Source organism: Saccharothrix deserti, assembly GCF_009769385.1.
Taxonomy (GTDB): Bacteria; Actinomycetota; Actinomycetes; order Mycobacteriales; family Pseudonocardiaceae; genus Actinosynnema; species Actinosynnema deserti.
In genome coordinates this window covers 45,111-60,439 of the sequence record NZ_VKAB01000040.1, presented here as the reverse complement: position 1 = coordinate 60,439, position 15,329 = coordinate 45,111, and the positions used below count along the sequence as shown (strand labels likewise).

The 15,329-nt window shown below is 69.4% G+C and carries 8 protein-coding genes and 1 pseudogene; 6 read left to right on the top strand and 3 right to left on the bottom strand.

Annotated elements, in window-relative coordinates; translation table 11 throughout:
- Positions 1 to 225 precede the first annotated feature (225 nt).
- Entirely contained in the window at positions 226 to 678 is a 453-nt protein-coding gene (locus tag FM051_RS40650; RefSeq protein WP_158852446.1) for a hypothetical protein, read from the bottom strand.
- 627 nt (positions 679 to 1,305) lie between these two features.
- Between FM051_RS40650 and FM051_RS40635 the strand changes: the two genes are divergently transcribed.
- Positions 1,306 to 1,779, top strand: coding sequence for a DUF6228 family protein (locus tag FM051_RS40635; protein WP_274383863.1), 474 nt, complete (start codon positions 1,306 to 1,308; stop codon positions 1,777 to 1,779).
- On the opposite strand, the pseudogene FM051_RS53410 reads toward FM051_RS40635, so the two are convergent.
- Positions 1,688 to 2,082, bottom strand: a pseudogene (locus FM051_RS53410) (ATP-binding protein). The gene FM051_RS40635 and the pseudogene FM051_RS53410 sit on opposite strands and share 92 nt — an antisense overlap.
- A 1,365-nt stretch (positions 2,083 to 3,447) precedes the next feature.
- On the opposite strand from FM051_RS53410, the gene FM051_RS40625 reads away from it, so the two are divergent.
- The 5 genes from FM051_RS40625 to FM051_RS50950 all read left to right on the top strand — a co-directional run bounded on the left by FM051_RS40625 (position 3,448) and on the right by FM051_RS50950 (position 10,091).
- A complete protein-coding gene (locus tag FM051_RS40625) occupies positions 3,448 to 3,897 on the top strand; it encodes a hypothetical protein (protein ID WP_158852444.1) in 450 nt (149 codons plus the stop codon).
- Positions 3,894 to 7,937 carry a CHAT domain-containing protein gene (locus FM051_RS40620; RefSeq protein ID WP_158852443.1) on the top strand — a complete coding sequence of 1,348 codons (4,044 nt, stop codon included), beginning with the start codon at positions 3,894 to 3,896 and terminating at the stop codon, positions 7,935 to 7,937. Before FM051_RS40625 ends, FM051_RS40620 begins: the two co-directional genes overlap by 4 nt.
- A 406-nt stretch (positions 7,938 to 8,343) precedes the next feature.
- The gene (locus tag FM051_RS52385; protein ID WP_238412998.1) at positions 8,344 to 8,568 is read left to right on the top strand and encodes a hypothetical protein; all 225 of its coding nucleotides are present in this window, start codon (positions 8,344 to 8,346) and stop codon (positions 8,566 to 8,568) included.
- A gap of 359 nt (positions 8,569 to 8,927) precedes the next feature.
- A complete protein-coding gene (locus FM051_RS40610; protein ID WP_158852464.1) occupies positions 8,928 to 9,617 on the top strand; it encodes a class I SAM-dependent methyltransferase in 690 nt (229 codons plus the stop codon).
- Positions 9,618 to 9,623: 6 nt separating this feature from the next.
- Positions 9,624 to 10,091, top strand: a complete 468-nt coding sequence (locus tag FM051_RS50950) for a transposase (protein WP_338019520.1) — start codon at positions 9,624 to 9,626, stop codon at positions 10,089 to 10,091.
- On the opposite strand, the gene FM051_RS40600 is transcribed toward FM051_RS50950, so the two are convergent.
- Complete coding sequence (locus FM051_RS40600; protein ID WP_158852442.1) at positions 10,028 to 15,304, bottom strand: non-ribosomal peptide synthetase; 5,277 nt, start codon at positions 15,302 to 15,304, stop codon at positions 10,028 to 10,030. The genes FM051_RS50950 and FM051_RS40600 overlap by 64 nt on opposite strands.
- Positions 15,305 to 15,329: the final 25 nt, after the last annotated feature.

Sequence of the window (15,329 nt, the reverse complement as noted above, 5' to 3'; positions counted from 1 at the left end):
ATGCCGCGTGTGGAAGTCCTGGTGGTCGCGTGTCCTGAAAGCTGTTTCCCCGCCCGTCCGGTGAGTCGGAGACTGGTGATGCGGATCATGATCCGAGGCGGACCCGCTGCTCCTGCTGCTGTTCGCTGGCCCGCCGAGCCAAGTCGGACCCCCAGCAGCGACTACCTCCACATCACGCCTCCAACGTTGGTGGCACACCGGGTTCCGATCGTTGCTCACCGAACCTCAGGCTGGGCGTGCCGAAGTTAGAGCTATCCGCCCCTCGGTCCAGGCTGGCAGGTGCTTGGCAAGTTTCTCCAGCGACGGACCTCGCACGTGATGCCAATGCACTGCGATCGGCGTGCCGAACAACGACGTAAAATGGATCGCGAGGCCTGGCCCGGAACCAGTCCACAGCTCGCTGACTGGGATATCGGGTTCCGGTAGCTCATGAAACGGGTACACGCACAAGGCCTGACGGCCCTCAACCGGTCCGGGCAGAACCGCGACCGCACGGACTTCCTTCCACCCCAGGCGAGTAATTGGCCCACGTCCGTACGACTCGTGATACTCGACCCCGTTGGGGTCGAAACGCACAGCCGGGTCACCCGTGCGGCTCGGCGTCGGTCCGCCCAAAAGCGCGCCGACGGTGCTGACCAGCGGGTTTTTCGGTCGGTAGAACAACGATTCGTCGCCCACTGCGCAACTCCTTCGCAAGGTCGCCCGTCGAGTCTAGACCGCCTGCCCCGGCTTCGAGCAGACTTCGCAGTGGTAGAGCGGAACGACGGTACGACTCATCCGCGGCAGTGTGCCGCACGCCCGGAGGAGGCGTCCTCGTTGGACAGCCCGGACGTGCACTTCACCCGAGGGCCGTTCGGCAAGCTGCATGTCCGGTTCGGCAAGGGAGCTCACACGTCCGGGCCCCGGCCGCGGCGGCTGCCGGCGGAGAAGGCACCAGGCCCAGGCCCTGCGGCTGGGCAACCGGCCGCACCCGGTTCCGCTCGATCCCGCCGGCTGGGCCGTGCTGCAACGCTGCCTGGTCCACCGCGACCGGCAACGGACAATCCGCATGTCATCGTCACCAAGGGCACCAAGGCCGGGCGGGGACCCGCCTCGACCGCCTATCTCAGCCACGTCCTCGACGGCTGCGGGCTCTCACCCCGCATGATCCGCAGCACCCGCCTGGTCGACCTGGTCAACACCATGGACCCGAAACTCGTCGCGGCAGCGTTCGGCATGGACCCCAAGCGCCACTGATCTACCTCGCCGACCACATCGACGCCGACCGGCTGCCTCCACGGAATTCAGAATGACAGCCCCAAGGGAATGCCTATCATTCAGCCAGTGAGCCCAGAACACGTCGAACCGGTCGAGTCACCCGAGGTGGTGGTCCGGTGCCGCGAGGATCCCAACGTGGTCATCAGGCTCGTCGACCGATACTTCCCCGACCAGTACGGGGTGGCGTTCAGCGTCATCGCCCAAGCCGGCGGGTTGAACGCCCGCGTCGACGGCGGAGAAGTACGGGTATGGGATGACGACCTCGCCCGCTTCCTGGAAGGACTGGCCGACGACTTCCGCGGCTGGGACGGCGAGCGCGTCTGGAGCGTCAACCACCTCGCGCTCCGCGCGGTATTCCACTCCGGAGGCCACGTCAGCCTGACCTGGACCCTCCGCCCCTGGAACTCGCGCGACACCTGGGAAGCCTCCATCACCACCCGGCAAGAAGCCGGTGAACAAATGGCCGCCCTGGCCGCCGACGTACGCCATTTCCTCCTCCTCCCGTCCGGCGGTCATGACTGAGCCAGGTTGAACCTGTCGAGTTTCGGCAGCGCCTGACACAGGTTCGCGCGAACATGTGCGCTTTCGCGAAGGACTCGTTGGACGCGATCGCGACCGAGTTCTTCTCTTGGCGCTCGGTCAGGACCTGGAACAGCAGCTCGGCGCCGCGCCGGTCCAGCTCCACGTAGCCCAGTTCGTCGATGCATAAAGATCGACACGCCCGTAACGGGCGATGGTCTTGGTCAACACCTTGTCGTCGGCGGCCTCGGCCAGCTCGTTGACCAACTTCGTGGCCAGGGTGTAGCGGACCCGGAACCCGACCATCGCCGCCTCCGTCCCCAGAGCGATCAGCAGGTGAAGGGAGACGACACCTACCTGACGGTCGGCCGCCACCCGGTGCTGCTGCCGCCACGCCTCGGCGCCCTGCTCCAAGACCTTGCCTCCGGGCCGCCGGCCCCACTGATGATCTCCCACGGACCGAACACACCCCGCCGGCTGTTTCCCGGCAGAGTCCCCGGACAACCCATCGACGGACACAGCCTCACCAACCTGCCCAACCTGCCCAACCGGCACGGCATCAGCGGCAGATGAGGGTGCTTGACGCCGTCCTACCCTGTGGACTCGTCCGGTGGTTCGCCAGGTAGTCGGTGCGGACCGGGTTCCGTGGCGGTAGCCCAGTTCCACCGGAGGTCCGCGGTCGGTGAGTAACGAAGGGCACCGTCGAGCCTGGTACCCAACGTTCCAGTGCCCCGCTCCTCGACCACGGCCTCGACCCGGCATCCCGGATCCCACGCCAAGAGGAGCCGGTCACCGGGCTGACTGTTCCGGGGAGCGGGCACACGATCCACCGGTTGCGACGAATTCATGTCCACGTAGGCAACCGGTGCGCCCCACAGGTGATCCGCGACGTCGTCTGCCGCCCACATGCCGAGCACTTCCGCACCAGGGTATGAGGGTCCGGAGCCGACCGATGTCGAGCCGATTTCGGACCTGAGCAACACGGCGGGTGAACGGTCATCGCCCGGCGCGCCACTCGTGATCGTGCGCCTACGGGGTTCGTGCCACCAACTGGCGGCGAGGTAGTCAATGGCCAGCGACGCGGCCGCAACCCCGGCCAGCGAACAGCACCGCCTATCGAGAGGAGAACGGCGAACAGTCGCGACCACCACATCGACCTCGTGGGATCCCACTTGCCGGCTGAGCCTGTCCAGCAGGGCGTCCACTGTCGGCTCTATCCCGAGCGCATCCCGCACACCTTCAGCGGCCGTCGCCCTCACGCTGGAACGGTCCGTACCCACGACTTCAGACTATCCGAAGGCTGCGCCCAAACCCGCTTATCGGCGGAGGAGTCGGCACGCCGCCGGCCCCGTTCATCCCCACCGACGGCGACCACCGCCCTTGCAGGCGTCGTGGACCCGGATGGGCACCTCGGACCGGTCGAAGTCACCGGTGTCCGCAGCGCCCTCGGCTGCCTTCGCGATGGCGTCGGCACGGTGGTCGACAGCGCGGACGGCAATTGCCGCGAACTCCGCGCTTTTGTCGCGGCGTGCGCCCGCCGACCACCCGGAACGGGTTGTCCTATCGCCCAGGACGTTCGCGGGCGTCACTGCTTGTAGCCGCTCTGCTCCGATCGGGCCGGCGTTCCTGAAGGATCGGACGAGACCGGCGTCTCCCCGGCATCATGGCGGAGTGAAACACGAACCCATCACGCAGCCGTCCGAGACAGCAGGCCCTACCCGTTCGATCGGGACAGTCCTTCTCTCGTTCTTGGCCGGATCCGTGTTCCTGCCCCTGCTTGAAGGCATGGCGGGGAAGGTCGGAGAGGATCTCTACGCGTGGTTACGCAGGATCCTGCCGGGAGGGAAAGCCAAGACCGCCGAGGAGAAGCTGTTGGACGACGGCCAGGTCGTCCTGGTCGACACGGTGCGTCGCGTGATCTTCCAATTGCCCGCCGATCTGACGGCCGCGCAGGCGACGGCCATTCTCAACCTGCGGCTTCCGATCGACGACGACGCGTGGCTGCTGGTCCGGAAGGATTACGCTCGTGGCGCCTGGGTGATCGAGCCGGTAGCCGATCCGCCCACGGGGAGCATCGAGGCGACGACCGACGATCTCCCCGAGGAGGGCATCGGTAGATGACACGGGACGAGGCTGTCGCCCGGGTCGTGCTGCTCATCGAGCAGTACCAACGGCTTCTCGCCGAGCCGAACCAGGGTGCCGTCGGCGAGTTCGTTCGGGCGCTGTTCTCGACCGAGACCGACATCGCGCGCAACCATCTCGCCGGCCATACAGGGCTGGATCACCCCGGAGAGGGACGGGAGGTACTCCTCGACGACCTCGACCTGGAGGTGATCACCGCCTTCGGGTGGCTCCAGTTCATGCGAGCCGAAGTCCTGCCCGAGGAGTCGGGCGGCGCCGAACGCGGGCTGGCCATGTACTTCCTGTTTCTGACATACCAGTCCGATCCTGCCTCCGTCCCGCACATGACCCTGCGGACGTTCATCGAAGCCTCCCCCGACCTCGCTCTCGACCACGGCTCTCGGAAGCTCGACCACTACCACCGGACCAGTGATCCCGAGTCGCTCTTCCTGGCCGTCGATCTGCTGGAAGGCGCAGCAGCAGTTCCTACCGACCCCGCAGACCTCGACCGAGAGGAACTGCTGCACCACCTCGTGGCCGCGCATTCGGCTCTCTCCTTTCACCATTTGATGGCGTACATGCAGATCCGGGAGGCCGAGCAACTTGAAGGGGCAATCGCGGCGGCACGTCTGGCCGTGGCCAACAGCCCTGCGGAGGACTGGCCGACTCTTGCCGACCAGCTGTCGGATTGCCTACGGGTGAAGGCAGAGGCAGACGGGGACGTGGAGGCGATCGAGGAGGCGGTGACCCTCAGCCGAGAAGCGATCGCGGCCGCTGCCACGGGCGGACGAATCGACCCCCGGTTCCTGTCCCGGCTGTCGGTGGCCCTGAGGGTCGCCGACGGGCTCTCCCCGGATATCAAGCGCCTCGACGAGGCCGTCCACTACGGACGTCAGGCCGTCGGGCAGACGCAGGCGGACGACGTGAACTGGCCCGCGCGGGTGGGGAACCTCGCCTCAGCCCTGACACAGCGCTTCCGCGTGACGGCCCGGACGAAAGACATCGACGAAGCGATCGAGCTGCACACGCTCGCCGCGGCCCGGCAGCGCCCCGAGGACCCCGATCCGGGAATGGCCTACTCGAACCTCTGCGAAGCCCTGAGACTGCGGTTCCTGCCGACCACTGACGCGACCGGGCACGAACGGGCGGTCGAGGCCGCGCGGCGCGCCGTCGCGGTGACCCCGGCGCAGCACGTCCACTACGGGATGTACTGCGGGAACCTGGCCGTGGCCCTGACCGCCCTCATGGATCTGACCGGCGACGAGAACCACGTCGAAGAAGCCGTCCGCATGGCGCGGACGGCTTTCGCGGTGACACCTCCGGGGCACCCCGAGCACCACACCCGCCTCGGGGGCCTGTTGGGTGTGCTGCGGAAGAGCTACCGCGCCGGCGACATCGGGGCTCTCGACGAGTGCCTGACGCTATCGCGTCGCGGTCTTGCCGATCTGTCGCCGTCCCACCCGGCATACCCGAGCGTCCTCGCCAATCACGCGGGTTTGCTCGTCGAGTGCCACCGGCTCACCGACAGCCCGGACCTTCTGACGGAGGCCGTGGACTCGCTGAGAAAGGCCGGCGAGGCCGTCACCCCGGATCGCTTCGGCAAGGCGAGGATCCTGCGCGCCCTGGTCAACTCGTGGAAGGAGGCGATCGCGGTAGGCGAGGCGTCCCCCGACGACCTCGCGCGGCTCATCCCCGTGATCCGCGAGGTCCTGAAGACGGCCGAACCCACGTCAGCCGAGCACAGCGAACTTCTCGTCGCCCTGGTGGACGGGTTGACTTTCCTCGTCCAACTCGACCCGCGCCCGGACCTGCTGGACGAGGCCGTCGCCGCCGCATCCGAACTCACCCGCTCCGGAACAGACCACCACGTCCACGTCACCGAGTACCTGATCGCCATATCGGAGCCGTTCTTACGGCTGTTCGAGACCTACAGCGACCACACCGCGCTCGACGAGGCGATCCGCGCGTTGCGACGCGCCCACGAACTCCTTGGCGGGCTCGACCAGAGCAGGGCGGACGTCGCGCACCGGCTCTGCGTCATGCTGATCGCCGCAAAGGGCTTCCGCGGCCCGACCGCGCTGACGGACGCCATCAGGTTCGCGCGGCAGGCCGTCGAACTCCTCCCACCCGGCAGCCCCAGGCAGCTCAACGCGCGGACAGCCCTGAGCAGCGCGCTTCAGGATCACGCGATCATGACCGGGAACATGCGTCATCTTCGCGAGTCGTTGGAGATCTCCCGCGCACTGGTCGAACAGACACCGGAAGGAACGGACGAACTCGACAGCTACCGGTTCGACCTGGCACTGGGCCTACAGATACTGGCCGACCGCGAGGGGGAACCACAGCACCTGGACGAAGCCATCCGGATCTTCCGCGCCCTCGCCGCGGACCGGGCGGTCGATGACGTCAAACGCTCTCGACGCCTGTTCCACCTCGGTCGTCTCCACCTCGACCGCTACCGGGCAACCGCCAACGCCGCCGATCACAGGGCCGCCATCGCGGCCTTCGCCGAGGCCGCGCGCTTGCCGAACGCCTCTCCGCTGCAACGGCTGACCGCCGCACGCAGCAGCGGGCAACTGAACCACGAGCGCCGAGACTGGGCCGCTGCCACGAGTGACTACGCCCTGGCCGTCGACCAACTGCCGTTCGCCGTCGGCCCGCGCCTGACCGACGAAGCCCGGGAAACGATGCTGTCGGACACGACCGGCATCGCGATCGCGGCAGCGTCCTGCGCGTTGGAGTCGGGTGATCCGCTCCGGGCGGTGCAGTTGCTCGAAGCGGGTCGCGCCACACTCATCACCCAGGCGCTCGACCTGCGCGGCCTGCTCTCGGCCGTGCGTGAACATGCTCCCCACCTCGCAGCCCAGTGGCAGCAACTGTGGGGAGCCTCGGCGGCCTCGGCGGACGAGACGCTGACCCGACGCCATCGTCGCGCCGCATGGTGGAACGGGCTGCGCAAAGACCTGCTCGCCCTACCCGGCGTCGAACGTCTCCTCGCGCAGCCGTCCCGCCAAGCGCTCACCGATGCCGCCGCCGACGGGCCACTCGTCGTCATCAACTCCTATGGATCACGCACCGACGCGATCGTCATTACCGAGAACGACGTCGATGCGCTCAGGCTTCCTCTGTCCGAAGAGGACGCCGCACACGCCGTCAACACACTGTTGCGCATGGAATCAGACGTCAACATCAAGGACCGCGCGGCGGGGAAGCTGTTCGAGATCCTGGAATGGCTGTGGGACTGCACAGCTCAACCTGTGCTGCGCACCTTGGGCATGGGGAACCCGCACAGCCCTGCGGAGGCCCCCCGGCTGTGGTGGTGCCCGACCGGGGTGTTCACCTTCCTGCCCTTGGCCGCGGCCGGCCACCACGGCACCACCGACACGGTGCTCGACCACGTGGTCTCGTCGTTCACGCCCACGATCCGCGCGCTCGTCCACGCCAGAAGTCGACGGCCCGCGCGCACCGATACCTTCCTGGGCGTGGCCGTGCCCGACGCTCGCGGGTGGCCCTCCCTGCCCGGCGTCAAGCGCGAAACCGAGTTCCTCCGCGGCATCTTCCCCGATGGCGTCTTTCTGGCCGACACCGACGCCGCTCGACATCAAGTCCTGACACAGCTGACCGACGCCGATCGCGTGCACTTCGCCTGCCACGGCGTAACCGACCCTTACCGCCCGTCGTCCAGCCGCCTGATCCTCCACAGCGGCGCCGAACTACGAGTGGGCGACATCAGCCAACTCGAACTGAACGCCGACCTGGCTTTCCTGTCCGCATGCAGCACCGCACAAGGCGGTTACACCTTGCCGGACGAAGCCATCACCATCGCCTCGGCGTTCCTGCTGGCCGGTTACCGAAACGCCGTCGCCACCCTCTGGCCCATCTACGACACCGAAGCCCCGCGCACCACCCAGGACTTCTACCAAGCGCTCACCTCGACCACCGAGCCTGCCCGAGCACTCCACCAGGCACTCCACCGCGCTCGTACCCGCAACCCCGACCGCCCCGACACCTGGTCCTCCTACGTCCACTATGGAGCCTGACCCCGCTCAACGGGCCGTCGCTCAGCCCGTGCGGTGCCAAATCAGCCACAGCGAGGGCGTCACGCAGCCAGTGGCGCACTGAACGCCGACGCGTCGCTGGCTGCACTGGCGCTCTACGCCGCATGACAGCGCATGGTGGCACCGACATACCGCGGGATGCGGCGGCGAGACGGCCAGTTCCTTGAGGAACTGAACCGATCAGCACGGCGCGTTCTCTTGCTTGGTGCCGAGAAGCCCGTTGAAGGCCAAGGGCTACCCGTTGGATACGTGGCGCTCGGCCGAGATCGGCGCTGCCCCTTGCGTCCACGCCATCGGTTTCAACGCCCTGTGGGGTGCCAGAACTCTGCGCTGGGTCGTTGAGCTGCGGTGATCGTGCACCATGGGCCATAGGGCACGATCGTGAAGCGTGGCGTTACGACTGCTGTATCTGATCTTCGTCCGGCTCGTCGGCTGGTTGGTTCTGGTCGGCCGGTCCTCCGCGGCCAAGGACATCGAGCTGCTGGTGCTGCGACGTGAGGTCGCCGTGCTGCGCCGGGCCAATCCCCGCCACGGCCGGATTGGGCTGATCGCGCGGTGCTCGCCGCGTTGGTGCGCCGACTGCCTCGTCTGCTGCGCGGGCACCGGTTGGTGACACCGGGCACCGTCCTGCGATGGCATCGGCGTCTGGTCGCGGGGAAGTGGACCTGCCCGAGCCGGACCGGGCGCCCGCCGGTCGACGATGCCGTGGTGGCGTTGATCGAGCGCACGGCGCGGGAGAACAGCGGTTGGGGCTACCGCCGGATCCAGGGCGAGCTGCTCAAGCTCGGCCACCGGGTAGCCGCCTCAACCATCCTCCAATCGAGCCTGACAACCAGGGTGAAGCGTCCGGTATGCGACCGTTACTCTCCAGGCAAACCGATCAACAGGGGGAGGCTCGGGGTGGCCGACGCAGAGCTCTACGACGAGATCGGCACGGGATACTCGCTGGGACGGCGTACCGACCCGCGGTGGATGGCAGCCATCCTCGCCGCTCTCGGCGACTCGCGCTCCATCATCGATGTGGGCGCGGGCACAGGCTCATACGAGCCAGATGACCGAACAGTGCTGGCCATCGAACCTTCCGTGGAGATGATCCGTCAACGACCGCATGGCACAAGCCCCGTCGTTCGCGCGGTCGCCGAGGCCCTACCAGTCCGCGATCACGCGGTCGACGCCGCGCTGGCCGTGCTCACCGTCCATCATTGGACCGACTGGCGACGCGGGCTCGCCGAGCTACGTCGGGTAGCGCCACGCCAAGTCGTCCTCGCCTACGACACTCGTCGACACACCGAATTCTGGTTCGTCCGCGAGTACGTGCCCGAAATCGCCGACCTGGAACTCACGCGGCCCTCCGCGGCCGACATCGCGAACGAACTGGGCGCCGACAGCGTCACTCAGCTGCCGCTGCCCTGGGATTTCACCGACGGGGTATTCCCCGCGTATTGGCGGCGCCCAGCCGCCTACCTCGATCCCCGCGTCCGGCGCGCCTGTTCCGCCCTGGCACAAACAGATCCCGATGCCGTCGAGCGGGGCATCCGCCGCCTGCGTAAAGACCTGCACAGCGGCCGATGGCACGAACAACACCAAGATCTTCTCAACCTCGACCACTGGGACGCCGGCTTCCGCCTCGTCGTGTCGTACAACCGAGCGCAGGCGGGTTGACCATCAGTGCTCGTGAGGTGGGCACTCGGGGCGCTGCTCGGGTTTCGGCAGGGGTTCTACGGGTGCCTGACCGCGCGGGCCGATGCGTTGTTCGAACTGGCGGACGCGGCGCTGTGCACCGACGGTCCGGTCGCTGGTGGAGTTGTCGCTGGCACCGAGCATAGGCGTGGGCACGGCGCTCTCTACGACACGGTGAACTCCGGCCGGGTCGACATCGCACGCTTGCGGAACCTTGTTGCAACACAACAGTTACCGAAGTCGGCAGATGACCGCATCGTGCTGGCGGTGGATGTGTCGCCGTGGCTGAGGCCAGACGCCAACACCTCACCGGGGCGCTCGTTCTGGCCATTGGGGCGTAAGTGCTTGTGGTCGAGCACCAGAGGTGCCGTCAAACGCACGGTAACGGCAAATTACGGCTTCGCGCCTCTTGTCGGTCGAGGGGCCATCCGACCGGCACGCCTGCGGCCCCGGTGACGGGCCGCGAGCACGATCGGGTCCACAGCGGATTCCGCGGCAGGTTCCCCGGTGGACTTCACGGCGTCCCGGCCACTGATGTGGGCGGCCAGTGCGCGGATCGACGGATGGGCGAACAGGTCGAGCACGGTCAACGCGGGCGCACGGGTCGCGCGCAGCTCGCGATGTGCCTTGACCAGCAGCAGCGAGGTGGCGCCCAGTTCGAAGAACGTCCGCGTCCGGTCCAGTCGCTGTGCGGGCACGTCCAGCAGCCCGCCGAGCACCTCCGCCACCGCGGCTTCCACCGCCGGGTCACCGTGCTGCGCGAGCCGTGCGGGCACCGGCCGGCGCGGCACCGGGGCACGTGCGGTCAGCGCGCGGGCGGCCAGGCCCGCCGGATCGACCGTCTCCCACGCCGCCGGCTCCGCGAGCGTGGTCGCCAGGTCGAGGTAGGCGGTGAAGAGATGGTCCAGGTAGCCATCGGGGAAGGCGGCGTCCACGCAGTCCCAGTTGATCCGCAGGGTACCGTCCTGCTCGAAGACCTGGCAGTCCAGCAGCACGTGCGGGGTCTGGCTGATCGCGTAGGCGGTGCGGCCGAAGCCGGCCAGCAGCTCCGAGGCGTCCGCCGTCGTGCTGCCCAGCCCGCTCGAGAACACCGCAGGCAGCAGGACCTGCCCGCCCCTGTGGGTGGCGAGCTCGCGCAGCACCTCGTTGCCGTGCACACCGGCGCTGTGATCCAGGTCAGTCCAGAGCCGCTGTTGAAGTGCCTGCGCGCGGTCGGCGAACGAGCCCGCGCCGGCACGCACGTCCAGCAGCAACGTCGAGGTGTAGTCGCCGATGACGCCCACGTGCTCGGCTGGCCGGTCGAACGCCGTCATCACCAGGGTGAAGCGGTCGCCACAGCCGCCCGCGCGCAGAACGTCCCCGAACGCGGTGACGAGCAGCCCGGCCGGGGTCACGCCGCGGGCGCGGGCGTGCCGGCGCAACGCCGCCCAGGCGCGCTCGTCCAGGACGGCGCGACGGCGGGTGAACCGGACCGCACCGGGGCCCGGCGGCAGGGCGGGTAGCGCGGGGCCGTCGGCCATCTCCGCCGCGGCACTGCGCCAGTACTGGAGTGCCCGCTCGGCGGCGGGGCGCCGTGACGTGACCCACTGCTCGAACGTCACGGCCGGTGCGGCGGGCAACCCCGCCGGATCGCGGTAGGCCGTCATCAACTCCTGCGCGAGCACGACCGCGCTCTGCGCGTCGCAGAAGAGCAGATCCAGTCCGAAGTGGACACGCCAGGTGCGCTCGGTCAACCTGCTCGCCACCACGTGCAGCATCGGGCACCGGGCCGGGTCGAGCACCCGGTGCGAGCGCTCCTCGCGCAGCCGCAGCAACGTTCGTTCCCGACTCGTCTCGTCGTGCGCACGCAGGTCGAGCACGTCGATCCGGGGAGCGGGCACCTCGCCGTGCACCTGTTGCAGCGTCTCGGGAGTCACGGTCGCGCGCAGCATCGGATGCCGGGTCACGACGGTCCGCAGCGCGTCCGCGAGCCGGTCGACGTCGAGGTCGTCCACATCGACCTCGGTGTAGTAGTGCGGTGCCACGGCGTCACCGAGCCACGTGTCGGCTCGTCCCACCAGGTAAGCGAGCTGCATCTCGGTGAGGTGGAACGGTCCCGGCGTGGCGGCCGGAACCTCCGGACGGGTCTGCCGCGCCCAGCCGTGCAGCTCGCGCAACCACCGCGCGGCCTCGGTGAGCGCGTCCGCGAGGTGCAGCGCCGCGTCCGGCACCGGGAACGGGCCGACCGGCGCGGGTGAGACCGGCGCGGCGGGCTGGAGTTCGGCAGGGCGGGCGGCCGGTGCGGACAACGAGCGCACCAGCGCGTCGATCGAGGAGTGCGCGACCAGGTCGAGGAACGACGGTCGGACGCCGGTCATGTCCTCGACGGCGTTGGCGATGCGCACCACGTCCAAGGACGTCGCACCGGCGGTGATCAGTCCGGTGGAGAAGTCGGCCTCCTGGCCGAGCACCTCCCGCAGCACGGCTTCGATCGGGTGGACGGGTGCCGACGGCGACGGCGTCTGCCGTGGCGCGGACCGGAAGGGGTTGGGCAGTGCCTTGTGGTCCACCTTCCCGTTCTCGGTGACGGGCAGGGCGTCGTGCCACACGAACCTCGACGGGACCATGTAGTCCGGCAGTCGCTTGCCCAGTGCCTCGGTCAGCACGCGGTCGGCGTTCGCCAGCGGCGCCACGAGCGCCACGTGGGCGATCAGTCGCGGCCGGTCGTCCGGGCCCGGCACCGCCGCGGCGACCGCTTGGCGGACCTCGGGTAGGCGGTCGAGCGCCGACTCGACGTCACCGAGCTCGATGCGGTGGCCCCTCACCTTGACCTGGCGATCGGTGCGACCCAGGAACTGGATGGTGCCGTCGTACCGCCACTTGCCGAGGTCGCCGGTCCGGTAGAGCCGATCGCCGAGCACCGGGTGGACGGCGAACCGCGCGGCGGTCTGCGCCTCGTCGCCGAGGTAGCCCCGCGCCACGCCGGCACCGCCGATGAACAGCTCACCCGGCTCGCCGACGGGACAGGGCCGTCCCTCGTCGTCCAGCACGTGGAAGCTCTGGTCGCGCAGCGCCCGGCCGTACGGGATGCTCGACCAGTCCGGGTCGACCTCCCCGATCGGGAACGTGATGGACCAGATCGACGCCTCGGTCGCGCCGCCGAGGCTCATCACCTCGACGCCGGGCACCAGCGCGCGCAACCGGTCGGGCAGGCTCACCGGAATCCAGTCGCCCGAGAGCATCGCGAGGCGCAGCGACGACAGCTGCGCGGCGGCGACCGGATCGGCCTCGGCGTACTCGACGAGGATCTCCAGCAGTGCGGGCGCGGTGTTCCACACGGTCACCCGGTGCGTGCCGATCAGCTCGCACCAGTGCTGGGGGTCGCGCTGCCGTGCGGAGTCGGGCACCACCACGGCGCCACCGGTGCCGAGCACGCCGAAGACGTCGTAGACGGAGAGGTCGAAGCTCAGCGCGGACAACGCGAGCACCCGGTCCTCGCCGGTGATCGCGAACCGGTCGGTGACGTCGTCCACGGTCGTGCGCGCCTGGCGGTGCTCGATGGCCACGCCCTTCGGCACACCGGTGGAGCCCGACGTGAAAATGACGTAGGCCAAGTCTGCGGGGTCTGGCGCGCCGAGCCCGACCGTGCCGGGCCGGGCCGCGCCGGTCGCGAGCACCGTGGGCGCGCCCCGTTCGTCCACTTCGGACACTTGGATGTCGTCGGGCAGTGCCGGGCGGTGCCCTGCCGCCACCACGGCGTGCCTGATCCCGGCACGCTCGCAGACCGCCTCGATGCGGGCGGCGGGCCAGCTCGGGTCCACCGGTACGTATCCGGCGCCGCAGCGGTGCACGCCGAGCACGGCGACCAGCTGCGCCGGGCTCTTGGGCAAGGCGACCAGCACCAAGTCCCCCACCCCTACGCCGGACGCGGCCAGGTGCCCGCCGAGCACACCGGCGCGGTCGGAGAGCTCGGCGTGGGTGACCGCACCTGCGGCGGACAGCAGCGCGGGTGCGGTCGGCACGCGCATCGCCGCCTGCCGCACCGGCGCGTCCAGCAGCGGACCGCAGTTGCCGAACGGCGTCACGTCCAGCGGTTCTCCACGCGCGAAGGACGGATCCCAGCCGAGGTCGACCGCCGTCCACAGCGACGCGTCGCGGGCGAGCGAGCGCAGCAGCGTGCACTGCGCTTCGGCCAAGCCGTCGACGAACCCGGCGGGGAACGCCGCCTCGACCGCGTCCCACACCAGCCGGAGCGTGCCGTCCTCCTCCCAGACGAGGTGGTCGAGCAGCACCTGTGGCGTCTGGGAGACACCGAAGACCTCGGTGCCGAGCCAGGCGGCGGGCGGTGCGCCGTCGCCGATGCCCACGCCAGAGGTGAACACAACCGGGTAGGTGCCCGCGGCGAGCACGTCGCCTCGCCGCGCGGCGAGTTCGCGCAGGACCTCGACCCCCGCGAACGCGCGGTGGTCGATGGCCGTCCACAGCTCGACGTTGACCTGCTTGGCGAACGACGCGAAACCCGACCACCCCAACGGGTCCAGCCCGGACATCCCGACCAGCGCCGTGGTGGTGAAGTCGCCGACGACGTGCTCGACGCCGGGCACGTCCTCGGGCCGGTCGAACAGCGTCGCGTTGAGACCGAACCGGTCACCGGCGCCCCACCTGGACAGCACGAGGCCGTATGCGGCGAGCAACACCGCGGTCGGGCTGACCCCGTGCTCGGCCGCACGCGTGCGCAGGTTCGCCCACTCCTGATCGGTGAGCCGGTGGGAGCGCCTGCCGAACCGCGGCGCGCCGGTGAACTCGACGACCGGCAGCCGCGGCCCGTCCGGGAGCTCGTCCAGCTTGGCGAGCCAGTGGGAGCGGTCGCGAGCCCGCCGCTCGCGGTACGCGGGATCCACCTCGCGGTGCGCCACGATGTCGAGGAATTCCGCGGACGAGGTGGGCAGCTGCGCGGTTGCGTCGGCGAGGAGTTCCCCCCACTGCCGCATCAGCAGCCGCCAGCTCGCGAAGTCCAGCACCAGCACGTCGAACCCGACGAACAGCCGGGTGCGGCCGTCCGGGAGCAGCGCGGCGTGCAGGTCGAACAACGGCCACTCGTGCGCGGGACGCACCTGGTGGGAGCGTTCCTCCCGGAGCCGGTCCGCGTCGGCGACGTCGCGCAGCTCGGTTCGGCCGATCCGGTAGGGCGGGACCGAGGCCGGCTCCCGCTGCCTGCCGTCCCTGCCGATGGTGGTGCGCAGCATCGGGTGGTGCGCGACGAGCCGGTTCCAGGCCGCTTCCAGCACGTCCAGGTCGACGCCGGGGGCGAGGTCGTACTCGTGGTACCAGAACGTCGCCACGCCACCGAGCGCGAAGTCGGCACCGCGGCCGGCCCAGTAAGCCGCCTGCACAGGGGTGAGCGGAACCGGTTCCCCCGCCGTCACGGACGGGATCTCGACGGCGGCCTGCCGAACCCCCGCCGGGGTGTTCGCGAGCTCGGCGACGACGTCGTACGCCGGGCGGTCGCCCAGGAAGCACGTCAGCGGGAGCTCGACGCCCGTGCGCGTCGCCACCAGCCTGCGCAACCGCAGCGCCTCCAGTGACTCCACACCCAGCTCGGCGAACCGCCGGGTGAGGTCGACCTCGTGCGGCGGCAGACCGACCAGATCGGCAACGGATTCCCGGACCAGCGCCTCAACGGAGAGCATCACAACTCCAGAACGTGAAGAACTT

Coding starts and splice junctions, on each gene's coding strand:
- FM051_RS40635 (WP_274383863.1), top strand. CDS start 1,306: ATGCCTATCATTCAGCCAGTGAGCCCAGAACACGTCGAACCGGTCGAG.
- FM051_RS40620 (WP_158852443.1), top strand. CDS start 3,894: ATGACACGGGACGAGGCTGTCGCCCGGGTCGTGCTGCTCATCGAGCAG.
- FM051_RS40610 (WP_158852464.1), top strand. CDS start 8,928: ATGGCAGCCATCCTCGCCGCTCTCGGCGACTCGCGCTCCATCATCGAT.
- FM051_RS40600 (WP_158852442.1), bottom strand. CDS start 15,304: ATGCTCTCCGTTGAGGCGCTGGTCCGGGAATCCGTTGCCGATCTGGTC.